This window comes from Gracilibacillus oryzae (assembly GCF_009498735.1).
Taxonomy (GTDB): Bacteria; Bacillota; Bacilli; order Bacillales; family Amphibacillaceae; genus Gracilibacillus; species Gracilibacillus oryzae.
The window spans coordinates 79,435-102,642 of the sequence record NZ_ML762430.1 but is presented as its reverse complement, the minus strand read 5'-3'; the positions used below and the strand labels follow the sequence as shown (position 1 = coordinate 102,642).

25 protein-coding genes and 3 pseudogenes are annotated in these 23,208 nt (G+C 36.8%); 7 read left to right on the top strand and 21 right to left on the bottom strand.

Translation table 11 applies throughout. The features are described from left to right. The first annotated feature begins 57 nt into the window (after window positions 1–57). A complete protein-coding gene (locus F9U64_RS10930) occupies window positions 58–237 on the top strand; it encodes a hypothetical protein (protein ID WP_153403311.1) in 180 nt (59 codons plus the stop codon). Between the two features lie 17 nt (window positions 238–254). Here the strand turns inward: F9U64_RS10930 and F9U64_RS10925 are convergent, their stop codons facing one another. The 3 genes from F9U64_RS10925 to F9U64_RS10915 all read right to left on the bottom strand — a co-directional run bounded on the left by F9U64_RS10925 (window position 255) and on the right by F9U64_RS10915 (window position 1,540). Beyond that, window positions 255–815 (bottom strand): DUF6434 domain-containing protein, encoded by a 561-nt coding sequence (locus F9U64_RS10925; RefSeq protein ID WP_153403309.1) that lies wholly within the window; start codon window positions 813–815, stop codon window positions 255–257. Between the two features lie 110 nt (window positions 816–925). Continuing rightward, a complete protein-coding gene (locus F9U64_RS10920; protein ID WP_153403307.1) occupies window positions 926–1,120 on the bottom strand; it encodes a hypothetical protein in 195 nt (64 codons plus the stop codon). A 99-nt stretch (window positions 1,121–1,219) separates the two neighbouring features. Continuing rightward, on the bottom strand, window positions 1,220–1,540 hold the full coding sequence (locus F9U64_RS10915; protein WP_153403305.1) for a YrhK family protein: 321 nt from the start codon (window positions 1,538–1,540) through the stop codon (window positions 1,220–1,222). Window positions 1,541–1,765: 225 nt separating this feature from the next. On the opposite strand from F9U64_RS10915, the gene F9U64_RS10910 reads away from it, so the two are divergent. After that, complete coding sequence (locus tag F9U64_RS10910) at window positions 1,766–2,635, top strand: cation diffusion facilitator family transporter (protein ID WP_153403303.1); 870 nt, start codon at window positions 1,766–1,768, stop codon at window positions 2,633–2,635. Window positions 2,636–2,695: 60 nt separating this feature from the next. Here the strand turns inward: F9U64_RS10910 and F9U64_RS10905 are convergent, their stop codons facing one another. The 4 genes from F9U64_RS10905 to F9U64_RS10890 all read right to left on the bottom strand — a co-directional run bounded on the left by F9U64_RS10905 (window position 2,696) and on the right by F9U64_RS10890 (window position 5,537). Then, window positions 2,696–3,568 (bottom strand): M23 family metallopeptidase, encoded by an 873-nt coding sequence (locus tag F9U64_RS10905; protein WP_153403301.1) that lies wholly within the window; start codon window positions 3,566–3,568, stop codon window positions 2,696–2,698. Between the two features lie 282 nt (window positions 3,569–3,850). Then, window positions 3,851–4,462 (bottom strand): class I SAM-dependent methyltransferase, encoded by a 612-nt coding sequence (locus tag F9U64_RS10900; protein ID WP_153403299.1) that lies wholly within the window; start codon window positions 4,460–4,462, stop codon window positions 3,851–3,853. A gap of 24 nt (window positions 4,463–4,486) precedes the next feature. After that, window positions 4,487–5,323: a GNAT family N-acetyltransferase gene (locus tag F9U64_RS10895; RefSeq protein WP_228275670.1), complete on the bottom strand. Its 837-nt coding sequence runs from the start codon at window positions 5,321–5,323 to the stop codon at window positions 4,487–4,489. A gap of 16 nt (window positions 5,324–5,339) precedes the next feature. Further along, on the bottom strand, window positions 5,340–5,537 hold the full coding sequence (locus F9U64_RS10890) for a hypothetical protein (RefSeq protein ID WP_153403297.1): 198 nt from the start codon (window positions 5,535–5,537) through the stop codon (window positions 5,340–5,342). 368 nt (window positions 5,538–5,905) lie between these two features. Here F9U64_RS10890 and F9U64_RS23585 point away from each other — a divergent pair, with 368 nt between their 5' ends. Further along, complete coding sequence (locus F9U64_RS23585) at window positions 5,906–6,151, top strand: S-Ena type endospore appendage (RefSeq protein WP_407647316.1); 246 nt, start codon at window positions 5,906–5,908, stop codon at window positions 6,149–6,151. On the opposite strand, the gene F9U64_RS10885 is transcribed toward F9U64_RS23585, so the two are convergent. Both F9U64_RS10885 and F9U64_RS10880 read right to left on the bottom strand, forming a co-directional pair. Beyond that, window positions 6,050–6,478, bottom strand: a complete 429-nt coding sequence (locus F9U64_RS10885; protein WP_153403295.1) for an S-Ena type endospore appendage — start codon at window positions 6,476–6,478, stop codon at window positions 6,050–6,052. The genes F9U64_RS23585 and F9U64_RS10885 overlap by 102 nt on opposite strands. Before the next feature lie 211 nt (window positions 6,479–6,689). After that, window positions 6,690–7,448 (bottom strand): annotated as a pseudogene (locus F9U64_RS10880) (alpha/beta fold hydrolase); the annotation flags it as partial. A gap of 88 nt (window positions 7,449–7,536) precedes the next feature. Between F9U64_RS10880 and F9U64_RS10875 the strand changes: the two are divergent. Continuing rightward, complete coding sequence (locus tag F9U64_RS10875; protein ID WP_153403291.1) at window positions 7,537–8,358, top strand: metallophosphoesterase; 822 nt, start codon at window positions 7,537–7,539, stop codon at window positions 8,356–8,358. A gap of 290 nt (window positions 8,359–8,648) precedes the next feature. Here the strand turns inward: F9U64_RS10875 and F9U64_RS10870 are convergent, their stop codons facing one another. Together F9U64_RS10870 and F9U64_RS10865 are read right to left on the bottom strand one after the other, a co-directional pair. Further along, window positions 8,649–9,242 carry a DUF2441 domain-containing protein gene (locus F9U64_RS10870; RefSeq protein ID WP_153403289.1) on the bottom strand — a complete coding sequence of 198 codons (594 nt, stop codon included), beginning with the start codon at window positions 9,240–9,242 and terminating at the stop codon, window positions 8,649–8,651. 43 nt (window positions 9,243–9,285) lie between these two features. Further along, window positions 9,286–9,843: a GNAT family N-acetyltransferase gene (locus F9U64_RS10865; protein ID WP_407647315.1), complete on the bottom strand. Its 558-nt coding sequence runs from the start codon at window positions 9,841–9,843 to the stop codon at window positions 9,286–9,288. Between the two features lie 290 nt (window positions 9,844–10,133). Here F9U64_RS10865 and F9U64_RS10860 point away from each other — a divergent pair, with 290 nt between their 5' ends. Next, the gene (locus F9U64_RS10860; protein WP_153403285.1) at window positions 10,134–10,493 is read left to right on the top strand and encodes a CPBP family glutamic-type intramembrane protease; all 360 of its coding nucleotides are present in this window, start codon (window positions 10,134–10,136) and stop codon (window positions 10,491–10,493) included. A gap of 164 nt (window positions 10,494–10,657) precedes the next feature. On the opposite strand, the gene F9U64_RS22985 is transcribed toward F9U64_RS10860, so the two are convergent. The 5 genes and pseudogenes from F9U64_RS22985 to F9U64_RS10835 form a co-directional block, all read right to left on the bottom strand. After that, a complete protein-coding gene (locus tag F9U64_RS22985) occupies window positions 10,658–12,703 on the bottom strand; it encodes a BMQ_0737 family morphogenetic spore coat protein (RefSeq protein WP_228275669.1) in 2,046 nt (681 codons plus the stop codon). 162 nt (window positions 12,704–12,865) lie between these two features. Further along, window positions 12,866–14,131 carry a LysM peptidoglycan-binding domain-containing protein gene (locus tag F9U64_RS10850; protein ID WP_153403283.1) on the bottom strand — a complete coding sequence of 422 codons (1,266 nt, stop codon included), beginning with the start codon at window positions 14,129–14,131 and terminating at the stop codon, window positions 12,866–12,868. Window positions 14,132–14,274: 143 nt separating this feature from the next. Next, window positions 14,275–15,669: pseudogene (locus F9U64_RS10845) on the bottom strand (right-handed parallel beta-helix repeat-containing protein). A 95-nt stretch (window positions 15,670–15,764) separates the two neighbouring features. Next, complete coding sequence (locus F9U64_RS10840; protein ID WP_153403282.1) at window positions 15,765–16,331, bottom strand: DUF4256 domain-containing protein; 567 nt, start codon at window positions 16,329–16,331, stop codon at window positions 15,765–15,767. 58 nt (window positions 16,332–16,389) lie between these two features. Beyond that, a complete protein-coding gene (locus tag F9U64_RS10835) occupies window positions 16,390–16,818 on the bottom strand; it encodes a GNAT family N-acetyltransferase (protein ID WP_153403280.1) in 429 nt (142 codons plus the stop codon). A gap of 107 nt (window positions 16,819–16,925) precedes the next feature. On the opposite strand from F9U64_RS10835, the gene F9U64_RS10830 reads away from it, so the two are divergent. Further along, complete coding sequence (locus F9U64_RS10830; RefSeq protein ID WP_153403278.1) at window positions 16,926–18,305, top strand: aminotransferase-like domain-containing protein; 1,380 nt, start codon at window positions 16,926–16,928, stop codon at window positions 18,303–18,305. 347 nt (window positions 18,306–18,652) lie between these two features. On the opposite strand, the gene F9U64_RS10825 is transcribed toward F9U64_RS10830, so the two are convergent. From F9U64_RS10825 to F9U64_RS10815, 3 genes are all read right to left on the bottom strand, one after another. Next, on the bottom strand, window positions 18,653–19,468 hold the full coding sequence (locus F9U64_RS10825; protein ID WP_153403276.1) for an aminoglycoside adenylyltransferase domain-containing protein: 816 nt from the start codon (window positions 19,466–19,468) through the stop codon (window positions 18,653–18,655). A 36-nt stretch (window positions 19,469–19,504) separates the two neighbouring features. Further along, window positions 19,505–19,699 carry a hypothetical protein gene (locus F9U64_RS10820; RefSeq protein WP_153403274.1) on the bottom strand — a complete coding sequence of 65 codons (195 nt, stop codon included), beginning with the start codon at window positions 19,697–19,699 and terminating at the stop codon, window positions 19,505–19,507. Between the two features lie 147 nt (window positions 19,700–19,846). Continuing rightward, the gene (locus F9U64_RS10815; RefSeq protein ID WP_153403272.1) at window positions 19,847–21,142 is read right to left on the bottom strand and encodes a serine hydrolase; all 1,296 of its coding nucleotides are present in this window, start codon (window positions 21,140–21,142) and stop codon (window positions 19,847–19,849) included. A gap of 210 nt (window positions 21,143–21,352) precedes the next feature. Between F9U64_RS10815 and F9U64_RS10810 the strand changes: the two genes are divergently transcribed. After that, window positions 21,353–21,640 (top strand): transposase, encoded by a 288-nt coding sequence (locus tag F9U64_RS10810; protein ID WP_153403270.1) that lies wholly within the window; start codon window positions 21,353–21,355, stop codon window positions 21,638–21,640. 10 nt (window positions 21,641–21,650) lie between these two features. Here F9U64_RS10810 and F9U64_RS10805 read toward each other — a convergent pair whose 3' ends face one another. Both F9U64_RS10805 and F9U64_RS10800 read right to left on the bottom strand, forming a co-directional pair. After that, window positions 21,651–21,902, bottom strand: coding sequence for a hypothetical protein (locus tag F9U64_RS10805; RefSeq protein WP_153403269.1), 252 nt, complete (start codon window positions 21,900–21,902; stop codon window positions 21,651–21,653). 557 nt (window positions 21,903–22,459) lie between these two features. Next, window positions 22,460–22,958: pseudogene (locus F9U64_RS10800) on the bottom strand (SRPBCC domain-containing protein). Between the last annotated feature and the right edge of the window lie 250 nt (window positions 22,959–23,208).

Here is a 23,208-nt window from a genome sequence, read left to right as displayed (position 1 = left end):
AACGATAATTGGCATATTTTATACAATTTTGTTTTATAATTTATGGGAGGCGATATGATGAGTTTAAGGCTAAGAGCTTTAATCGGTCTTATATCAAATTGTGTATTAACAATTATAGGTCTAAGTTATATAGTAATTGGAATTCCTGAAGATATGCCAACTTTCATTCCTTACATCCTGGCCATTGGCGGTTTTATTGGTGTGATCGGTCAGTCATGGGCTATTAAGAAAAGCTAGACTGGACCAGTTGTCTATTATCTCTCATACTTGTTAGAACCCGGTTGTTTTTTCACAATGTTCCAGGCTTTGATTGCTTCTTCCCGGGTTTTGCCTTTATTCTCAGGGTCTGCAAAGAAATCTCTGATAAATTGGTTGTATTCAAATTGAGGAGCGATTTCTTTTTTATATGCAGGGTCTTTTTTACGCTGTTCCTCTGCAAACCACTCCTCCACCACATCTTGATATGTTTTGCCGGCATTTTGTTTCAAATATGTCTGAATATGGGTAGAAAAATGAAAGTTAGGAATAATAGATTTAAAGAATGCCCTTACTTCCTGACTGCAACGGTGATTTTCCGAAATAACAGTATGTAAACCAAGCTCCTCATTGCAAGATTGTTTATTTGTCTTTTTCCTTCTTAATGGTTTTTGTATTTCGCCTGTTTCAATAAACCGAACTATTCGAGCAGCGATTTCCAATTTAGCACCTGCAGTACTAATTCCACATTCACGGCAAAATTGCTGCAACTCTTTTTTTAGCCAATAAAAGGAATGAAAATCCTGTATGGAAATGTTTTTCGTTAATGGTGGTCTCATTTGTTTTTACTCCCCTCCGTACGAACACCTGTTCTAAATAAAAGTATATATGATAGATTGTGGAAATTCAAGTAAAATTCTGACTATTCTATATTTTTTCAGCAGAGTATCTAAATCGCATCAAATATGTCACCAATCCATCTTCCCAACCCGCGGAACAGCCAATATAGTATTCGAAATGGAAAGATGATGAATTCAGGTATCCATACCAGGATATCAAGTATAAAATCACCTATTGTATAGTCCTCTTGCTTTTTCCTTCTTTTTCTTGTTTTTGATTTTTTTCTCTCCCACCATTGCTTCATATTTTCACTTTCCTCTCTTTTCTAATTTGTCTTTTTTCCTATACGAAATACAAGACAGATTTGTTTCAAAATAGAAACAAACCTGATTTTTTGCTTAAATCAGGCTTGTTGTTGATCATATTCTTTTCCATAATGTTTTTTAGCTTTCACTTCATGAACTAACCGAATCGTAGGTCTGATGAGAAATTGAAAACTGCCAATTACAAAGAGTGTCACACCTAGCTTTTTTAAGGATTCAAAGTAGAATAAAATACTACCTGCAAAAAACCATACGCCAATCGTAAAATCATTAATTGTATACAGCACTTTATAAATACTTTTGTAAAACTGATTATGCTGTTTCATCCGATTGTTCACATAATCTTCTTTTTGCTGTTGGTAGGAATTATTATCTTTGGCTTTTGTCCGGACTTCTGCCATCTTTGATCACCTTTCCCTTCCTATCAAACTATTTCCTCCATGTGGGGTTATCAAACTTTAATTCCACTTTGGCATTTTTAGCTTTTTCTATTATTTTTAAACGAGGGAAACTTTCTTTCCAGCGCCAGATTTTTTAGGAAATAGGCAAAAACATTGCTGTAGACCCACTCAATCCCCATCTGTTAGGATAATATATGATGATTTTTATAACTGGAGGCAAAAGAAATGGAGAAAGAAAAATATGATAATCTGAAATTAGGAGAAAAAGGAGCAATTCTCAGTATTACTGCCTATATTTGCCTGGCAGCTCTGAAGTTAACGATTGGGAGTATAACAGGTTCGGAAGCGTTACAGGCAGATGGCTGGAATAACACTACCGATATCGTCGCATCAATTGCCGTATTAATTGGGTTAAGGATCTCCCAAAAACCCGCTGACAGCGACCACCCCTACGGCCATTGGAAAGCAGAAACAATCGCGTCCCTTATTGCATCCTTCATTATGGTTACTGTTGGACTCCAGGTATTGTATGAAGCAGTAACTTCCATTTTTATCGGTAATCATGAAACTCCTGATTTAATTGCTGCATGGACTGGCGTCTTTAGTGCGTTTGTGATGTATTTTGTTTATTTGTATAATAAAAAACTGGCAGAAAAAATAAGAAGTCAAGCGGTTATGGCCGCAGCTAAAGACAACTTATCTGATGCTTATGTAAGTATTGGAGCTGCTGCAGGGATTATTGGCTCCCAGTTTAACCTGTCCTGGCTGGATCCTCTCACAGCTTTTATTGTCGGATTTATTATTTGTAAAACTGCCTGGGATATTTTTCGTGAAGCCACCCATCACCTTTCGGACGGGTTTGATGACAATAAATTGACCAAATATAAGGAAACTGTTTTAAAAGTAACAGGGGTAAAAGGAGTAAAAGATCTTCGTGCAAGAAGTTATGGAAATAATGCCGTCGTGGATATTGTCGTTCTGGTAAAAAACAACTTGGATATTGAAACAGCACATGATATTTCGACAGAGGTCGAAACTGAGTTAAAACAAATGCATGATGTATATGAAGTTCATGTCCACATTGAGCCATATTAAGTGCATACAGGAAATCAAATAAGAAAATGTATTTGATTTCCATCATCACTTTCGTACAAATTACAGAACTGGCGACACATAATCCCCCTGGACCGGATCCCTGTGATCATTAAACCTGATACGGATCGACTTACCTTCTAAGAAATTGGGATGATCCATTACTTGGAAATGAATATGTGGTTCCGACGTATTACCAGAATTCCCACACTTGCCAATCATTTGTCCTTGTTTAACAACATCTCCCTCGTTCACGATAATGGATCCTTGTTTCATGTGTGCGATCATACTATATTCATTCTTATCATGAGCAATGACAACACAATTTCCTGCCGGCTGGTTTTCATCTGTGTCCCCAATTTGATGATCTTTTTTATCATTTATAACCATAATGACTTGTCCATCAGCTGGAGCGATGAGATCTTTTCCAAAAGCATGGTAATTCTTCACATTGCCTGGGTTGCCCTGGTATGATTGTTCATCAATTTTAATCACGAGGTCATAGGCGTAACGTTGGGCTTCGTAGGCATAATGATAGTTGATAAATTGATTGGTTCCTCCCCAGACAACAAACCATGTATCTGTAATTGGCATAATATACTCATTCTTTGTATATATCTTGTCTGTTTCTGGATGTGTTTGAAAAGGGGCCAGCTGAATGGAGTGAATCGTATGTTCATTGTCAAAAGTAACACTGATAGCTTTGCTTCTGTTGGTATCCAGCCATAAATAATGTGTAAGATTTTTATCTAGCTTCGTATGTATTTCCAAAATGTAACCTGACACTTCCTCATTAAATGATTCTCCAATGTCAATAAATTGTTCCTCTGTTACTAACTGTTGAAATGGGCCTGCTGTTTGGTGATAAATCAATCTGAAATCCTTTTGGAAAAATTGCTCAGCAAAATTAACTGGTGTGATAACGGTTTGTTTCATAATATGCTTCCTCCTTTTTCTAATCTTAGTTTCTACATTTTCTTTTGGTAATTGACATAAACTCAGGACGATTAAGCCATACTATTTGCATCTAACAACTGGAGGGACAAATATGGAAAAGAATCGTAGTTTTTTACTTGGATTGAATGTTGTATTAACGGTTGTTATACTGGTGCTCACCGTTATTCATGACCGAAAAGTAACTGGCGGAAGTATAGATTTCCGATAACGCCTTATGCTCAATGGAGATTTCAGCAAACAAACAGCAAAGCTCGACTATGCTCACTTAATGGACGGTTTCGCCCAAACTAAATATACCATATCAGTCCAGTACCTTTCGATATGTTCAATGGATATATCAGTCTTATTAACTAATTGGATGATATCTCTGTCACAATGGCAGCCAGAAACTCTCTTAAATAATGGGTCGATCAGCTTTTGAGAAAACGATAGAAATGAATGGGAACTAAGTCCATGTTCCAACAGTCGGATCGATCCGCCTTGTTTGCACCATTTGTTAAATTTTCCTAACACCCGGACTGGTTCCTGATAACTGCACAGAGTTAGTGTTGATACAATACAATCAAAGGAATCGGGCTCGAAATCCAATGTGTCTACATCTTTTAGTAAGAACTCTGCACTTACATTGTGATAATCAGCTGCCTTCTTTGCACTTTTTAACATCTCCACACTAAAGTCTACTCCTGTAACATGAACATTCTGCTTATTATAATATGCTAAGTTAGCCCCTGCTCCTATCCCAACCTCCAGTACGTTTCCATGCAAATCCTTCAACATTTCTCTCCGCCATTTGGCAAGGGTTGGATTATGACGGTTTTTTTCGTACAATTTTACTTGCTTATCATATTTCCTAATTAACTTTTCCTTCTGCATATCTTATCCATCCTCTTTCTCCATTTATTCGTTTAATGGAATAACTACTGCACGACAAGCTTTTTCATAAAATTCAAGGGGGCCTGCTCCGCCAATAATCGCATATTCATAACCGATCTCCTTCATGTCCTTTAAACAATAATGTAAGAGTGCATACCCCACTCCCTTTGTCCGGCAATCTGGCAAAACACCCATTGGACCAAAATAACCTTTTTTATGCTGATAGGTGTCATATGCAGCAAAACCAATGATTTTCCCACCATCATTACGGGCAATATATATATTTTGTTCAGCTTGTTGAAATGCAAACTGTATAGTATCAAGCCAACCAGAAAAGTGAGTTTCCATAAACTGAATGAGCTCTGTTTCTTCTTTCTTACTGACTTTGTCTATAAATCTTGATGTAATATCTGGAAAGGAGTATGCGGCGAGGTGTGTTATCATATCTCTTGAGGATGTTGCCAGTCTTATTATTATTTGCTTATTTTCTTCTGTTAATAAATGGTCGACTTTATGTGAATTTATTAGTGCTTTTAACAAGTGACCTTCGTTCAAATGGATCTGATTGTAGTTTTTCATATAATTTGCTGCCTTTTCAAAAACAGCAAGTACTTCTTTAGATACAGAACAACTGAGATAATCAGAGGTTGTTTTTGTATGAGGTTCTGCCATAATTACTGTGGATCTTAACTTTTCTAATTCTATTGATGACTTCAATCTTATTTCACCAAGTGCCCCACTCTTTTGGATAAGGCAACCATAAAGTAAATGCCCTGGCGTTACTACTTGAGAAACAGATGATTGTGCAAGTTGCTCTGAATCTCTCATAATTTTTAACATTCGATCAGTAAAAACCAGCATACCTGTCCCCCACTTTTTATACAAAGTTATTGATTACATTCCCAATCAGAAAAAGCAATGCAGGCAGAACGATAATAAGAAATAAACCAGAAAACATATATTTACCATATTTATTTTTATTTTCAGCTAACCTTAGCTCCCAAAGTCCGTGTGTAACTAAGTTTAATCCAATCATTATCGAGAGAATTGGTAATAGAAAAAATAAACTTGCCAAAACAATCCCCCTTTCTCTATTTATTGCCTTTCTAATTCATCTTCCATTTTCATTATTTTAGCATTATATCCCAGCAAATTGTGGTAAAAAGTGTAATTATTTTTATTTCCCTTTATTCAATCATTTATATCAATGACATTTTCTTTTCCCCGCAATCTGCATGATCCTGTAATTATCTGCTCTTTCCATTTTTGTTCCACCGCTTTGCCTATAAATTAATAAAATTAATTATCTTAGAGATTTTGTCCATACATAATATTCAAACATGCATAAAATGCTGTAAAGTTGGAAAAATGTTATGTTTCTGACTCACTAAGCAACTTATGTTCATTTAATTTTTTTACTCCTGGAAGGGGGGATTAGGATAGATGGGAAATCTCTGTTCATGTTGTTATGATAAACATGATCAAGAATCATGTGACTTTGTAATGGATCAATTATGTTATGGCTGGAGTGTTCCAGAAGGCACTTCGCAGGATATTTATGTTGCAACAGGAGTGGCAGTGGTGGGATCAGGATACCTTGCATACGATGAAGGTGATTTTGCTTTTGTAACATTCCGATTTTTTAATGGCGCTAGTCAGGTGGTAAAACTCCCCTTCCCGGATTACTGAGATATTCCTCAAGTTCGTTACTTCTGTTTGATAGATTGAATCATTTGTAACAGATGCCACAATTTCATCATTGACCAGTATAGTATAAGGATTATCACATGGACCACAATGTTTAATAGAAAAAGTCGCCGTATTTACTACCATTCCAATAGCTTCCCAGATCACGGTAGGTTCATTATTTAAACAATTCACATTGAAATTGATACAGATACAATCATCCAGAATACACTTTTTTGCTACGTCCGGAATTAATTTTGTTTTTTTTATACATTCATCAAAAGTCAGCCAATCATATACAACAGATGATACGATACACTGGTTCGACATACATTTACTCTCCTCGTAGTATTATTTAATTAATTTTATGAGGATAGGCGCATTTATGTGAAGGACAAACAGGTACATTTGCCCTAATTATGTAACAAAAAGAGTAAAAATGTAGTCGTTTAGGCTTTTGTCCATTGTGCATCATCTTTCTAACGGCTTGTTCCATATTTTTATGGAATAATTGCATTATTTCCTTAAAACGTCCTTTTGCATCAGGTAAGGAGTTTTTTTCCAGCCAAGATTCTGCCAAATTGTTGAAAAATACGGGATTGGCAAGCGAAACACCATGCCCTGCGTTTTCCAGAACAATACCAGTACAATTTGGATTTGCTTTCACTAGATCAATTGCCGACTTTTTCATCATGTTATTTTCTTTTTGACCTACCGTTATTAATATTCTGGCTCTGACCTTGCAAAAGGTATCTGGAATAGGAAAAGACATATTTTCCATTAATACGCGCAATAATGTTTCCCGTTTTATTTGTCTGCTTTCCTTATAATATTTTTCGAAATAAGAATCACTTATATATAAAGTTCGCGCTTGTAATTTGGAGAAGCTTCTCCATTTAATTAATGGATATGACAATTTTATTAGAGGAGTCATCCACATAGTCATCGCACGGTTCGGTCTTACTAAGGCGCTGTTGATAATGGCAGCTTCCACTAAATCAGGTTTAATGCTTAACATTTGAATCAGTACCTGAGCACCTAAAGAAAATCCAATTACATATACTTTTTTCCCGTTTGCTTTCTCCTTAATTAATGATATTAAGTTTTCTGCACTTGTTCTGATCGAGAATGGCTCATTATTATCAGCTCGTCCATGTTCTGGCAAGTCTGGTACTATACAATGATAACTGCTGAAATATGCAACTTGTTGATCCCACATCCAGCCGCTCACTCCGCCACCATGAATAAATATGATGACAGGAGCTGATTTATCGCCATATTCAAGATAATTTATCTTCATATTTCACCTCTAGCGAACAATTTTTTTTGATACAATCATGCTATTTTATGGTAGCATAAGAAGAAAACAAATGAGTGAGGGAACAATGATGAGGAAGAAAATAATTGTCATGGCAATTGTATTGTTCGCCATAACAGGTATTGGAAAAATATATTATGATACTAATATTTTTAAAGTGGAAACAGTGAATATAGAAACAGAGAAACTGGCAAACAATCAATCTTTCACCATCTTGCAAATTTCAGATGTGCACAATAAAGAATATGACCATAAATTGATAGAAAAAGTCTTTGACATCAATCCTGATATTATTGTAATTACAGGTGATTTGATTAGTCGAACTACTGATAAATTTGATAATGTTTTTACGCTTGCAGAAGACTTAGTTGCATTGTGTGAGAATACATACTATGTTACTGGTAATCATGAATGGGAAAACCCGCTTAGACAACAGCTTTGGGATGGATTGAAAGAACGAGATGTACACATACTAGATAATCAAAATACATTAGTTGAGACGCCTCATGAGTTTGATGTGCAGCTAGCTGGAGTGGCAGATCCATCAACCGAACATGATGAACTGGATTTAGCGACCGAAGGGTTAAATGACAGTTATTATACGATATTACTATCCCATGCACCAGATGTGATGGAGACAGATTATCCAGACAATATTGACTTAATCCTAAGTGGCCATACTCATGGCGGGCAGATTCGCATCCCTTTCGTTGGAGCCATGATCGCACCAGATCAGGGCTTGTTTCCTGAGTATGATAAAGGATTGTTTTCAATAACCGAAAATCAGCATTTGTATATTGACAGCGGACTTGGAACAAGTACTGTGCCTATACGTTTATTTAATCAAAGTCAAATGACATTACTTACAATTGAAGGGAAGAACCGCCGATAAAGGGTGAAAAGTTTGAACATACTACCCTCCCATTCTCCTAATCTTCACATGAGAGCGGGTTTGGGGTAGTTTTGATGATTAGATAGTTTTTACTCTTCACACCCAGGCTAACTGTACAGGGATTTGATGTTTAAACGGCTCTTATTCTTCACATTATGGCTCCCTATAGGGGGATTTGAGATTTAAACGGCTTTTATTCTTCACAGCGTGGTTCCCTGCATGTGACGTTGATGGTTAAAATGCTTTTATTTTTTGAAGTGTAACTGAAATCCATTAAAAATTGAGATAGATTACTCATCCGCATTATCTAAAATCTCTATAACTTTTATCTCACCATTCACTAAAACCTCTAGCAACCCACTTTCCCTGTTCCCTTTCCAATATTCTTTAGCCTGCTCCATCTTCTGAGCAAATGAAATACCATCTTCCTTTGGCAATAGATTGGCATCACCTTCAAAATAACTGCCTTTCACCTGAAGCTTAACAATTTGTAATACCTTTCGATTATATGAATCAAATAGTTCTTTCCATTTTAAAGCATCTTGATAGGTTTTCGAAGCAAATAAACAGGAGAGTCTTGACGGATATTGAGGAAATTCCTGAAGTCTCACCATTTCTACAATCACTTCTCTAATTGCGCGAATCGTCTGATCCATATATTTCAAAGCTACTTCACTATTTTCCTTATCCAAAAAGATTCCTTTATTCGTATAGCCGTTCTTTAGGATTTGAATAAAATCTTCACCATTAGAATTATAATGTTCCTTTTCCAGAAAGAAACGGTATAACTGGTTTTGTTGGTTCTTATCGATGTGAATAATCTGACCAAGCGTCATTTTTTGCTTTGTAACTAAATGGTAAGCTGTCAACGTATTGTTCTTCATCATTTCCTCCGATCCTTTAGGAATTGAATTTCCTCTTTTTCGTTTAGTCCGATTTCAATCTAGAGTATACATTCAAATCAACAAATCTACCTTTCGATTTCTCTGCATGTCTCAGCCTGCCTTCATAAGTAAAGTTTAATTTTTCTAATACTTTGATAGAATGGAGATTTTCCGGTTCTACTTTCGCTTCTACTCTATTGATCTCCAATACATTAAAAGCAGTCTCCAGCAAACTAGTAATAGCCTCAGGTGCATAGCCATTGCCCCAATGTTCTTTGGCAATGTCATAACCTATTTCAGTTATGCTATTTTCTTTATCGAAAGAATTAAATCCACACGAACCGATAAGTTCATCTGATTCTTTCAGGAAAATAGAATATCTGATCGCTTTTTCTTGCTTTGCTAATTCATTCAAAAATGCAATCATATCCTCTGCTTCTTTTTCAGAGTTGAATCTTGTGATGTTCATATATCGCGTTACTTCTGGATCAGACCATATTCTAAACAATTTTGGTGCATCTGCTATAGATATTTTATGTAGTTGTAATCGTTTTGTGGTTAAATGATGATTCAATATTTTTTCCTCCCGAATAATTCTCATGATTACATTATAAGGCAAATATAGAATAACATGTAATAATTTCACTAATCTATTGGCGAATTACAGGAACGGAGGATTAACATGAATAGAAAATGGAAATTAAAGTTAGTATTTCTTCTGATAGCTTTAGGGAGTATTGGGATAGTTGCGATTATTCCCTACCAAATGACATAATTAATGAGCTGTCAAATCTATTATACAGACAGTCTTTTTGTTTTTTATGGTATTAATAGGGGTACGACTTCAAAAGTTGACAGGATTAAGTGTGCCAATATTGGAAGGTCTGATTTATGAAAAGAAATCCCCCTATCTCGATAAAGTGGATGCTAATAGGAATTCTCTTATCGTTTATCGGTTCCCTGATTACTATTCTCCTTGATCTGTTTGTTTTTTCGCCTCTAATAGAAGTTCCAGATGGCCAATCAACTGTTAGTGTTTGTTGGCAAGGATTACTGGCGATGTTTTATGGGGGAATTACAGAAGAATTGATGCTTCGATTATTTGGTATGACACTGATTGTCTGGTTACTGGCGCGAATAACGAAAAAGGATGCCATTATTCTCATGGCAATTATATTCGCCATTGGACATTTACCAGCGACTTTATTCATGTTGTGTTTATGTCGGTTTTATCAGACCATGGAGATATAATCTTCTGAAAATGTTCTTTATTAAATACTTGCAGAGTCTACACTTGTCTTATATCTCCGTAGATAAAATATATCCTCAGAGTCGATTTTATTAAAAGAAAACAAAAACCAGCTATCCTCAAATCAGGAAAACTGGTTTTCTGTAAATTTTCAGCGATATATTAATTAAGGTGTTTCGTCACATTCTCCTATAAAGGTCGGTGGTGAAATTTCTGCTTCAAATGTTGTAGTAAACGTATTGCCTTCTGTATCTGTTGCATCAACTGTCCATGTTCCAATATCATCCGGGCCAATTGTTAATGTTATGGTTACCTCATAAACGCCTTCAGGTAAAACGTTTCCTGATACATTAGCAGTTCCTCGAACACTTGCAAAAGTGTTACCGATACATTCGATTTCAATTCTTCGGCCTTGAGTGAAGTTTATTGTGCTTCCATTATCTCCAAAGGTAACATTAAAGTTATCTACAGCAGGGTTACACATTGGCGCAGCTGTAAAACACTGAATTGCAGTTACATTAATAGTACCAGATAGTGTTGATGGTACACCATTGGCTGTGATATCAACTTCTGCTTCAGCCCTGTTACCTTGTATTCCTATCCGGAATTTACACGGACATTCTTCTCCCGGGCAATCTACTTGGATACCGATTGTATCTGTTACAGTTTCATCACCTACAGTTGCCTGAGCAGTTACAAAAATAGCTGTTTCTGGTGTGCCTTCAGGTATGGTTAAAGTCGTCGTAAACGTTCCGTCAGCTTCCGTTATTGCGGGATCAGGGTCGAATGTTCCCGTATCAGGAAAACTGCTGAAGTTGATCAAAACACCTTCTTGAGGTATTCCGTCACATGTTAATGTTCCCGTAATCTCTCCTTCACACGTGATTTCAGCTGCCGACTCTAATACTAAAACACAAGCTTGATCACAGGACACTGTAACACTAATGGTATCTGAAAGAACCTCACCATCTACCGTTGCAGTTGCTGTAATTTCAACAGGTGTCGATGGTGTTTCATCAGGAACAGTGATTCCTGAGAAGAAGTTTCCGCCTTCCCCAGTAATAGCAGGATTAGGATCGAATTCGATAATATCTGGAACAGCAGTAAGTGTAACTGGAACATCTGGTATAGACGTATCTCCACATGTAATATTGCCAGAAATGAAGCCATTACATTCAATAGGACCAGCAGCGAATAATTCCAAGGTACAAGGCTCCTCAGGACAACTAACAATTGTTTCTGCTGTGCTAGAAATAGCCTGGTTATTGACTACACTGCTTGCAGTAATGATGACTTCAGTTGGATCTGTGCCTTCTGGAACGGTTACAGTTGCTTCAAAGCTTCCAAAAGCATCTGTAATTACCGGGTTTGGAACGATAGTAACAATATCTGATGATGCGGTTAGAACAACAGTCGCTCCTTCTACTGGTTCTCCATCACATTCAACAGTTCCGCTAATCGTCCCTTCACAAGTAATTGCTGCAGAAACAAATAAATCAATTGTACAAATATCACAAATAAAAGGAGCATCCTCTGCACTTCTTCTTATTTCAAGCTTGGACTGGATGCCAACCCAATCGTAGACTTTTTCAGTATTCACACATATTATCTCTTGCTGTACCAAGTCATTATCCTTCACGCATTCTGTTATTATCTCTAATTGATCTGCCACTTGATCTTGCTCTTCCCCACATTGAGGCGGCATGATTGGAAGTGGGCAACGATTACGGATCAGCTGCTCTCTTGGGGAACAGAAGTTTCCTGTAATTTCAATTACTGTTTCTGTGACTGACTGAATCTCCTGGCAAATATCCAGGAAAATTTCAACAGATTGATAGAAACCATTTTGACAGTGGACTACAGCGTAACATCGAAAGTCGGTAATTCTGCAATTTATATCAGTGCCTTCTGGTGCACATAAAAGCACGTTCTCTACTTTACAAAAAGGAATTGGTTCAGAAACACACGTATCAATCCCATTTGTTACTTGAACTACAATAAAACCAGCCTTGCGAATATTAATATTCTGGAGTGCAGCTATTTCTCCATTAGGCAATACAATGTCAACGTCTTTTCTACTTTGTGTCAGTATTCCTTCAGTACAAAGGTTTGAGGAGGGATCAAATGGGTCAAGAGGGATACCATTTTCGTCAGCTAAAAAGCAAGAAACAACCCCTCCATTTTCTAATAAATCACATAATTCTGGGTTCACCTTTTTTTCACCTACTATCTAAAAATTAATTAATATATCCTATGAGTTAGTAGGTGTTTTCGCTACACGTACCCAGAAATTAGACGAATTAATTATTATAAGTATGTTACTCTGTTTTTTTATATTTTGGATTTACAAAGCTTTTCAAAAACAATTGCAGGTTTATAAAACAATAAACCGATCATTTAAGTAAGCCCAATTCTGAGGGGCTGGCAGGCTTATTTGCCAGTATGTTACACCTGACAATTGGTAAAGTTCAACTAAATAATATTTTTCCTGATAGCTTCTGATATCCTCAAACCACACGATATGCTCTTCCTGTCCTGATAGATACTGATACCATGGTGAGGCTGCTGCCTGGTCGAAGTTAATGACAGTATTAGCAGCAATTGCCTGATTTTGGGCGCCATTAACTGATAAAGCGGTTGAGGAATTATCACGTACTCTCCAGTCATATCCGTATAAAGGAAAAGCAACCTGCAATTTCCGAGGAGTAATCAGACTTATTGCATACCGGACAACTTGATACATCCACCATAATGGGGACACAGGATTTGGTGGTCCTCCTGGATAACCATAATCCATTGTCATAACTGCGATCTTGTCTGCGATCGCTCCAATTGCCTGATAATCGTAGGCTCCTACTATTCGGTTTGTTGGCAGATCTTCTGTTTTGGCATGAACATTGACATGCAGAATCAGTGGGCCAAGTGCTGCTTTTAGTTCACTTAAAAATGTTGTAAACTCTCTTCTTTGTGCAGGAGGGATAAATTCAATATCAATCGAGACACCTCCATATCCTTTTTCATTCACAAACCGCATTAAACTATCGATTAAATTTTTCCGGTAAATGGGGTTTGCAAAAACAGTCCCAGCTAATTCGGCATCAAACCCAATCGAGGTATAATTACGAATCATTAATAGAGGGGTTACTCCTAACCGACTGCTTTCACTAATGACCTCTGTATCATTTAACAAAACATAGGCATAGCCTTGTGTCGTAAAAGAGTAAGCAACAATTGCCACATAGGTAAGTGAGCCTGCTAAAGACCGAAGAGCTGATAAAGCAGATTGTGTTGAGTATGGGATCAGAAAACCCAATGTCTCTATTTGAGGCTTAAGAAGTGTTGGAATCTGGAGTACCTGGTTAAGATATAATTGATTGGGGTTTATCTCAGGATTAACTGCTGTAATGGCATTCACTGTTGTGTTAAAACGATTGGCAAGCTGCCATAGTGTATCTCCTGCTTTCACTCTGTAAGGTCTATTCTGAATAATTGCCGGGTCTGGGATGTAAAGTGCGAGCCCTGGAATTACAGCACTTGATGAAAGCAACCCATTCACCTCGACAATTGCAGAAATCGGAACACTGTAATTATTGGAAATTTGCCATAGCGTTTCTCCATATTGGACAACATGAACAGTCATTTTCTCACCCCTTTTTTCTATTTTATGTGCCGAAATTGGTGAAATAGTACAGAAAATTACTTATAGGAAAAGATGTTATGCAAGTTGATATCTCTGCTAGTAAAAAAAGTTTCACCAAGCTTGTTGGCAAAACTTTTCTTATGCTACTCCACTATTAACTTTGCAGTTGAATTTTCTTTCAATCGGAAATCATACGCTTTTTCATTCACAAACATTGGGTCTATATATTTGGATCTCTTATTATTGGAAACCTTTTTAAATTCAGGAAAAGAATCATAAGTTTCCGTTTTCCAAACCCATACCCCGTCTTTCCCTTGTTCTCGATGGAATACATTTCTGCTTAAGCTGTTGTCTTGGTTCGTTGAAAAATAGTTGGCAATAAAAATATGAGAGTCTGATGCAGTCAATATATTTTTCTCAATTACATTTTCAATGGTGTCATGCTGCAGCAGCAATTGTCCTCCATCTAAACCTACTGTGTCATTTCGATAAATAATATTGTTGGCGATCGTGGAATTTATCGTGCCACCACGTTCTTCATCATATCCGCCAATGGATATCCCTGTAAAATGGTTGTTATAAATCGTATTATTAACAATGGAAATATTTTCTGCATATTTCCCTGCATGCTCAGAGGTCGCTTCAATACCTATATCACTATTATGAACCGTATTGTTCTCAATTATAATATTTTTGCCGCCATCTACATATATTCCGCCGGCACTGTACTCATCACCGTAAGCAAGATTGCCGTAGGAGGAGATCTCATACACCTGATTATTTTTCACTGCACCATTGCGAACATAATCCGCATTTTTGTCATTGGCAATACCTTCATAACCGATCAGGTCGATCCCGATATTGTTATTACGGCGAACCAGATTCCCTTCCACCAGAAATCCATCGATGTTTCCATTTAAGACAAGCGATTCACTGTAACCTAGTTTTAAATCCTCTAAAGTATTATTCAAGATGTTAATTTCATGCATCGGCTCTGTTCCATAGATGGCGATCCCGTGCGCAGTGCCTTCCTGATGGTTTGTTGCAATGCGCTGAATATGGTTATTTTCTAATGTAATGTAACTGCTTGAGCCTGTGACGAAAATCCCCACTACTGTTTCATCCGCTAATTCGGTTGACAGGTCTTCTATATAAAGGTCTCTTATTGTTATATAATTTTTGCCATTAATCAAAACAAGAGAGGTATCTCCTTCAGCATCTTGAATGCCCGTCCCGCTAAGAACAGCTTTTTCTTCCTTATATGGCTGAAAAATAATTGGATTGGCTGCAGTACCGCTATGTTCCACAATCAACTTTTCATTGTATGTGCCTTCTCTTATATAGACAGTAGTTCCCGCAGTTGCTTCAGATGCTGCTTTTTTTAGTGTGCGAAACGGCTTTGTTTTTGTTCAATCATTTTGGTCATTGCCGTTTATTGATACATATATATGCTTGTTATTTTCTGCAATGACATTGTTAAAAACTAGTAAAGTCATCACTGTTCCTACAGTCAGCAGAATAAGTGCTGTCTTTCTCATTCCATCATCCCTTAAGAGTAATATTAACTAGAATATTTTACAGTGAAACCTTCGGGAAAACAATATGGAATGAAAAAATCAAATCCTTCTAACAATCAAACTCTAAGCGACCCGCGAAATCCTCTGGCACCATAATAAGAATCCGCACCATTGTGGTAGACAAAAACATGGCCAAAACGAAAGTCACAGAAAAGTGCTCCGCCGAGTTCCCGTATGTCAGATGGTGTCTGAATCCAGCTTGATGTTTTTTTGTCAAAATTCTCAAGTTCCTGCAAGGCGCGATATTGTTCTTCTGTTAAAATTTCAATGCCCATTTCAGCTGCCATATCCATTGCACTGTTTTCCGGCTTATGTTTTTTTCTTGCCTCAAGTGCTGCTCGATCATAACAAACACTTCTGCGCCCTTTTGGACTTTCTGCTGAACAATCATAAAATATGTATTCATCGTTGCTTTGATCATAATCTACAACATCTGGCTCGCCAGCTGTTATTTCCATTTCATTAAGTGACCATAATTTATCTGGTTCTGCCTCAAGCTTATGTTGGACTTTCTCCCACTCAAGGTCTTCATGGCGATGCATGTTTGTTTCAAAACGGACTTTTAATGTTGTTAGTAATTCTTCTAATTGTTCTTGTGATAACTTTTCTTTTGGCAAGATCATTTCCTCCTCACAGTTTATAGTTTTAGTATATATAATTCGGACAGACAATAAAAGTCTTTCAGCATTCTTGCCAGCTTGCAGGTTTTTGGATTTTACACTGCATCATTTCTTTGTTGGCAAAACCAAATTTCTGATATAGGGTATGAGCATCTTTTGTTACTAGACCTAACATTCTTACTTGATTGTCTGGGTGCTCCATAATGCACTTAACAAGCCATTTGCCTAACCCTTCCCCACGATAATCTGGATGGATAATCAGATCACAAACCCATGAGAATACAATTTTGTCTGTTATCAATCTGGCAAAGCCAACTTGTTTCTCTCCATCAAGCACTGCAAAACAAATCGAGTGATTCATGCTTTGGATTATTACTTCCTTTGACCGTTCTTTTGCCCAATAACTTTGGGATAGCATCTCATAGATCCTTTCTGTATCCATTCTTTCTTGATTATTACTGATTGTATATCCATCTCTGTACCATTCCATTTAATCAACCTCCTGAAAACTTGTTATAATGGAATTATAGTCATCACAGTTATCTAATGGAATCTTTATTTTAGGCATCTGTATGGGTACAGAAAGGAAGATTTAGGATGACACAGACAAAATACAGTTTGATTTATGACGAAATTAAACAGCGCATCCTTGGTGGTGAGTTAAAATCCGGATCGAAGTTGCCATCGATCAGGCAGCTCGCTGAACAGCATGCTTGTAGTAAAAATACAATCATTAAAGCATATACAAACCTGGAAAAACAGCACTTGATTTATTCAATACCAAAAAGTGGATATTTTGTTGTCAATGACAGATATCCATTAGTTAATGGATCAGACATTGATCACATTGACTTTCTTTCAGCTGGGCCTGATCCAGCAGCAATGCCTTATGAAGATTTTCAGCATTGCTTAAATCAGGCAATCAATCTACATAAAGGAGAGCTTTTTGCCTATTCCCATCCACAAGGTATACCTTCATTACGGATGGAACTGACAAACCATTTGCAAGACCGCCAAGTTTTTACTACATCTGATAAAATATGTATTACATCAGGTTCCCAACAGGTGATAAACCTGCTGGTATCCATGCCTTTTCCAAATGGGAAATCAAACATTTTAATAGAACAGCCGACATACTTTGGCGTCATAGAATCACTAAAAGTAAATGATGTCAAAACATTCGGCATTGAACGGACGATGGCTGGCATAGATTTCGAGAAGTTAGAGTATATGTTTCGCTATAAAGATATCAAATTCTTTTACACCGTACCTTCCCTGAATAATCCACTTGGTCACACTTACACAAATTCGCAAAAAAAGAAGATGGTGGAACTTGCGCACAAATATGATGTTTATATTGTAGAAGATGATATTTTCAGTGATCTTGATTTAAATGCCAAATCTGACCCTATGTATGCCTATGATTCGAAGGAAAAAGTCATCTATGTAAAGAGTTTTTCCAAAATTACCTTGCCTGGCTTAAGAATCGGAGCTGTTGTTTTACCAGAGTTATTGAAAAATACATTTATGCGTTTTAAATTCAGCAACGATCTTTTCAGTTCGACGGTCTCACAAGGAGCATTGGAAATCTACTTAAAAAGCAGGATGTTTAATGGGCATTTGGAAAGAATAAAAGAATTATATCGAAGAAAGATGGAGATTGCGAGAATAGCATGTAATCGCTGTCTACCTACAAATGTTCGGTTTACAGAGCCTGCTGCAGGTTTTTATTTTTCTATTTATTTACCCAAGAAAATTCAAGCTCCTCAATTAGTCACGATGCTGAAACACAGGGGGGTTTCTGTAAGTGATGGGAATCGACTGTTTTTATCGGAATTTCGCAAAGGCAATATGATCCGTTTGTGTATCTCACAGGTTGAAGAGGAACAAATTCAGCAAGGAATTGAGATTATCGCAGACTGCCTCCACAAAATGGAAAATGAACCGATTCGTTTTGTTGAGCGGATGGAGATTTAGTCATAGTATTGGCTCATTTTAATAACAGACCACCTTAATAAAAAACGTTGGGATTGGCCACCTAGGAATAAAAAGATACTGCATTTTTTTGATTCAGTTCCAGGAGTTGGTTTTATTTGTGGACGTGTCCATAACTTTATAACCTCCTTGAAGTTCGGGAGTTATGAGCCTATGTGGCTGTCTTAGCATCATAACTCTGTTGACTCTAAGGAGTTTTGAAGCTATGAGGCCTTCTTAGCATCATAACTCTGTTAATGTAAGAGAGTTTTGACGCCATGAAGCTTTCTTAGCATCAAAACCCTGCTGACACACAGTAGTTTTGATTCTTTAACACAATCTATAATGGATTATTTCTCAACTAAACTATTACAATTCTTCATTAAATATTTCGCGAAGCTTATCGTCTGCTCAATCCGCTCCTTTTCTGAACGAAAACCGATTTTCACACCACTTTTTCGTATATTAATCGCTTCCTCAATAATCGGATGCCACTCAGCTGGAAGATGCCGCAAACCATACTCACCTGCAGCCAGTTTAGAAATAATATCATGCTCATTCAGTGTATAGTACTGACGTAAGATGCCAAGAACAGTCCATTCAATTTGAAAATCAATTTTTTCTGTCGGCAGTTTAACCATTTCATCGAGGGAGTCCTCAGCCCTCTGAATTAAACTTGCCCAATATGTGTTCATATTATCCAGGACATAGGCAGTTAACTCCTCTTGTTGTATATTTATTGCACAGGCTTTTATATCTTTTCCGCTAATGTTTATGCCCTTGTTTTTAATCAACCACCATGTGATCGGATTAAAGTTAAAGTAGGCACCATGAAGCAGTTTTCCACTATTAAAGTAGAGATATTTATCATTTTTGTTTTGGTCGAGTTTCCCTAAATCATTCCATTGTATATATACTCCATCCAATTCTGGCTTTTCGTATTTTTCTGTAATAGTAGAATGGATGTTTGATAATGCAGCTTCGTCTTTTTCTGAAAGGGGACGGTTTGTGATCATGATATAATCTATATCACTTGCATTATCGACATAGGCATCCAGCGCAAGGGAACCGTGTAAGTAGAAACCTTCCATTGTGTTTGGGAAATGGTGATGGAATAAAGTAAGATACTCATTTAAGACTTTATTGACAATATAAGGCAGTTGCATACGGAGTCCTCCTGTTAAGACATTTTTTAGATTGATTTAACTTTTCAACTCTTCCTTATTACTTAACTTCTCTGCGAGGAAATTCCAACTATGTAAGATAGACCAAAATGGTATTAAGACAAAAAGGGGAAAGTGGTCTGTATGATTGTTAGGAATATAGAACAATAGAATAACAAAGGTTACACAATATGGCACCATTAAGATCCAATATCGCTTAATCTGTTTATTCATCTTGAACCTCCTTATAAATGATCATTTACCTAATTTAACTTATACTAGTACAATATTCCATTTATACAATATAATATCAAAAATACCCCTTATAAACCACCATTAATTTAACTCCCTGAAAACAGCTCCAATGCCTAGCTAACTTTGTCAATCAGTTGAAAAATGTCTATCAATTACTTCACTCATAAATGAATTCATATTCTTGTTCATTTTAATTTGCTCAATAAAATTAAAACCTTCTGTAAAAATGATCAGCTCGATTTTTTTCCCGTTGTGATCTTCTACATAAAGCGCTTGATTTAATACAAATGCTGTTGAACCACCCTTGGCACCAAAATGAGCATATCTCTCCCGGTTAGAAGCATGCAGTTCCATTGGCCATTCCATCACATCCCGGAGAATATCTTCTCCTCCTGGGACAGTTGCTGTATTATTGGAAATGGCTTGCATTACTTTCGCATAATCCTCTGCAGATGCATTTGGTAAGCGATCAGACCAAACCTGCTGCAAGCCCATCGGAACAGAAACTGGCTGACTGAAAAAATCAGTTTCTCCTTGCTCCAACTTGCCATGAATCTCCCAAACTAGTTCTCTGTATTTGTCCATCGACAATGATCGGAGCATTTCCTCTAATTCTGAGTTACTATAATTCCCATCATGTTGATCATTAAGATAATTAGATGCGAGTAATGCAGATACTAGTGGATAGATGGGATCATGATTTTCTAACTCTAATTGCTCAATTACAAGATTAATCGACTCAGTACCTAATTTTTCAATTAAAAAATCTGTATTAGCGTTGGAACTGTAACGGATCATCCCCTTGGCAACCTGATGTAAAGGAACACTGTCATTGACAATATGTCCTGCTGCTCTCATTTCCTCAAGCCAGGATGGGTGCGCTCCACCATCCGTGTTTTCTAAATAAAATTTATCCAGTTCTGCTAATGGTACAGATTGCTCGGGATCGATCGTACCTTTTGCTGCCTGATTGGCATATTCTATTGCTATGATTGTCTTTACAACACTGGCGAGGGGCCGCTTTACTTGACCTTGTTGGCTTAATACTGTTTCTCCATCTACAGTCAAATGGATGGACGCAAGGTCAGGGTGATTGTCTATATAATTTTGAACAAAATCAGGATCATCGTGGAATACATAATAGGCTCCTGCAGCAATAAGGATGACGACAACTCCTGTTATGATCAGTCCAACTTTTGTGTAGGTAGATCTATCTGTGAGGAAACTAAAAATGACAACGAATACAATACCGATCAATGGAACTATATGTAAAAATTCAATCATGATTATTGCAAGGATTACCGATACTGTTGTAATGATAGCTTGTGTAATCTTCCATCTTGTTCTATTTTTCTTAGAAACTAACGGAATCGTTGCAAAGAAAACAATCCCTGCGAAAACTATCCATAATAATAGGTACATTAGAATTCATCCTTTCGACTCTTATCAAAACTATTGGTTCATATCTTAACCCTTATACTTTAACAGGTTTAATTACATTCAAATAGGGATATAAATTGATATATGTATTTCGGAAAAAGTGAGATTTTGATCAGTGAGGATTTCCTGATCCACCAATTTTTTCCAGTAAACTTTTATTAGACTGATCATAGTAATAAACGGAGGAATATTATGAGTTATTTGCTTATTATCGGAAGTATTGCTTTACCTGCTATCATGTTTTGGGCAGGAGAAAAGTGGGAGAAGGTGCCGTTTGTTTTCAATCTGGCAGCACTTGTATCGCTTTTAATCTTCGGAAACCTGGCTTCTGTCAACATTTATCAGATTATCAAAAATAACACGGTATTTATGACAAATATTCACGGACTTTTCCTGAATCCTTTTTTCCTTATTACAGCTTCGTACTTAGGGATTTACCTGATTTATCAATTAATTAATAAAACGTTAAAAAGCATGTAACAACACTTTTTTAGAAGACTAATGAAACAATTGCCAGAATAAATACTATGGCGATAAGAATCATGGGAACAATCGCCTGCCTGATTTCCTCTTCCCCTTCTGCTTTCTTAAGCTTTTCCCTGGTATCTTTCGCACTAAAGTAAGTGGCTGCTGTAACCAATGCCAGCAAAACATAGGTATAGCTTCCGGGATAATAGTATATTATGGGAAGCCCAATGATTATCATTGGAGTAATTACAATATAATACAGCTTGTTACTCATTCCATTCCCCCCGTTTTTAAAGTATTTCGAAAATGGTGAAAGATTTAGGTGTTTAGCCTCTCCCAGGAGAATCTGACTTTCCTTTCCCATTCAAAATAGTTGTAAAAATCAAGCTGGAGAAGCCGACTAATCCAATTATCCCTGTACCTATCATGAAAGGGTATTGGTTAGAAAATACTGTGCTTACCCCGAACATAATGAGAAAAAGGCATATTCCAATAAGATATAAAATGAACTGATTTCTTTGCATAGTTATATTCTCCTGTCTTTTTACCAGTATAATAATTGTACGTTAGAAAGCAGGCATAAGTTCCATATTTTCAGACAATTTTTTTATGAAAGCCCTAAAATATCTGTATTGTCAGGTGTGTAGCCCATTGATTATTTGCGAAACTTATCAGGATGCTTAGCGTCTGTTTAACCCTCACTTCCTTTTTCCGTGTTACTAGAACCTATTTGTTTCGGGTATTACAGACGGTTGGCGCTGTGATTATTGTACATTTAAAGAATAAAAAAGCAATCCCCCATAGAGATTGCTTTTGAATTTATGCAAAATTTTATTTTATCGTGTTAAGGTAATCTTCTAAACGATCCCATGTTTCTTTTGTTCCATCTTCCACTCCCATATCCAAAACGGTTTTCAGCGCCTCTGGAGAAGCATACATTGCGCGCGAGGTTAGCTTAGTCTTACTATTGTTCTCCTCGAGCAATACAGTAACCACTTGTTGAAGGCATCTCATCACTCTCATTACCTTCCGCATCAGAAAAATAGTCAATATAAACAATCTTTTCATTTTCTACAATCTCCTGATAAATGCCTTTTCCCCATGATTCGAATCCAAACATCTCTCCCTGACTCTCATCAACACATCTCATACAATAATGCCAGATTCCATCTTTCCTGAAATCAATCTCACATTTGGTTAAGTCCCAGCCTTTTGGTCCCCACCAATGCTTTAAATGTTGTGAATCAGAATATGCCTGAAATAACAGAGCCTTTGGTGCATCAAAAACACGTTCCATAACCAGTTCATTTCCCACAGCTTTTGTGATCATTTTTAATTCCTCCAAAGATAATATATTTAAATACCTCTGTGAATTTTCTGGATGATTGATGGCTCATTGCTTAACTTTTTTATATCATATAATCTCAAAATATTCTAGACATATTTTATCAAGTGAGTGTATTACGGATGGTTAGCGATCTTATCACTGCTAGTATTAGGTTCTCAAAGCTCCATTCTTCCTCTGGCAATCTCATTTGGTGTAGCTCTATATACTTATCGAGTCGTACAATGGGGATAGT

Bases quoted from the DNA above. Each gene is read 5' to 3' on its own strand.
- F9U64_RS10930 (WP_153403311.1), top strand. From the start codon at position 58: ATGAGTTTAAGGCTAAGAGCTTTAATCGGTCTTATATCAAATTGTGTA.
- F9U64_RS10925 (WP_153403309.1), bottom strand. From the start codon at position 815: ATGAGACCACCATTAACGAAAAACATTTCCATACAGGATTTTCATTCC.
- F9U64_RS10920 (WP_153403307.1), bottom strand. From the start codon at position 1,120: ATGAAGCAATGGTGGGAGAGAAAAAAATCAAAAACAAGAAAAAGAAGG.
- F9U64_RS10915 (WP_153403305.1), bottom strand. From the start codon at position 1,540: ATGGCAGAAGTCCGGACAAAAGCCAAAGATAATAATTCCTACCAACAG.
- F9U64_RS10910 (WP_153403303.1), top strand. From the start codon at position 1,766: ATGGAGAAAGAAAAATATGATAATCTGAAATTAGGAGAAAAAGGAGCA.
- F9U64_RS10905 (WP_153403301.1), bottom strand. From the start codon at position 3,568: ATGAAACAAACCGTTATCACACCAGTTAATTTTGCTGAGCAATTTTTC.
- F9U64_RS10900 (WP_153403299.1), bottom strand. From the start codon at position 4,462: ATGCAGAAGGAAAAGTTAATTAGGAAATATGATAAGCAAGTAAAATTG.
- F9U64_RS10895 (WP_228275670.1), bottom strand. From the start codon at position 5,323: ATGCTGGTTTTTACTGATCGAATGTTAAAAATTATGAGAGATTCAGAG.
- F9U64_RS23585 (WP_407647316.1), top strand. From the start codon at position 5,906: ATGGGAAATCTCTGTTCATGTTGTTATGATAAACATGATCAAGAATCA.
- F9U64_RS10885 (WP_153403295.1), bottom strand. From the start codon at position 6,478: ATGTCGAACCAGTGTATCGTATCATCTGTTGTATATGATTGGCTGACT.
- F9U64_RS10875 (WP_153403291.1), top strand. From the start codon at position 7,537: ATGAGGAAGAAAATAATTGTCATGGCAATTGTATTGTTCGCCATAACA.
- F9U64_RS10870 (WP_153403289.1), bottom strand. From the start codon at position 9,242: ATGAAGAACAATACGTTGACAGCTTACCATTTAGTTACAAAGCAAAAA.
- F9U64_RS10865 (WP_407647315.1), bottom strand. From the start codon at position 9,843: ATGAGAATTATTCGGGAGGAAAAAATATTGAATCATCATTTAACCACA.
- F9U64_RS10860 (WP_153403285.1), top strand. From the start codon at position 10,134: ATGAAAAGAAATCCCCCTATCTCGATAAAGTGGATGCTAATAGGAATT.
- F9U64_RS10850 (WP_153403283.1), bottom strand. From the start codon at position 14,131: ATGACTGTTCATGTTGTCCAATATGGAGAAACGCTATGGCAAATTTCC.
- F9U64_RS10840 (WP_153403282.1), bottom strand. From the start codon at position 16,331: ATGATCTTGCCAAAAGAAAAGTTATCACAAGAACAATTAGAAGAATTA.
- F9U64_RS10835 (WP_153403280.1), bottom strand. From the start codon at position 16,818: ATGGAATGGTACAGAGATGGATATACAATCAGTAATAATCAAGAAAGA.
- F9U64_RS10830 (WP_153403278.1), top strand. From the start codon at position 16,926: ATGACACAGACAAAATACAGTTTGATTTATGACGAAATTAAACAGCGC.
- F9U64_RS10825 (WP_153403276.1), bottom strand. From the start codon at position 19,468: ATGCAACTGCCTTATATTGTCAATAAAGTCTTAAATGAGTATCTTACT.
- F9U64_RS10820 (WP_153403274.1), bottom strand. From the start codon at position 19,699: ATGAATAAACAGATTAAGCGATATTGGATCTTAATGGTGCCATATTGT.
- F9U64_RS10815 (WP_153403272.1), bottom strand. From the start codon at position 21,142: ATGTACCTATTATTATGGATAGTTTTCGCAGGGATTGTTTTCTTTGCA.
- F9U64_RS10810 (WP_153403270.1), top strand. From the start codon at position 21,353: ATGAGTTATTTGCTTATTATCGGAAGTATTGCTTTACCTGCTATCATG.
- F9U64_RS10805 (WP_153403269.1), bottom strand. From the start codon at position 21,902: ATGAGTAACAAGCTGTATTATATTGTAATTACTCCAATGATAATCATT.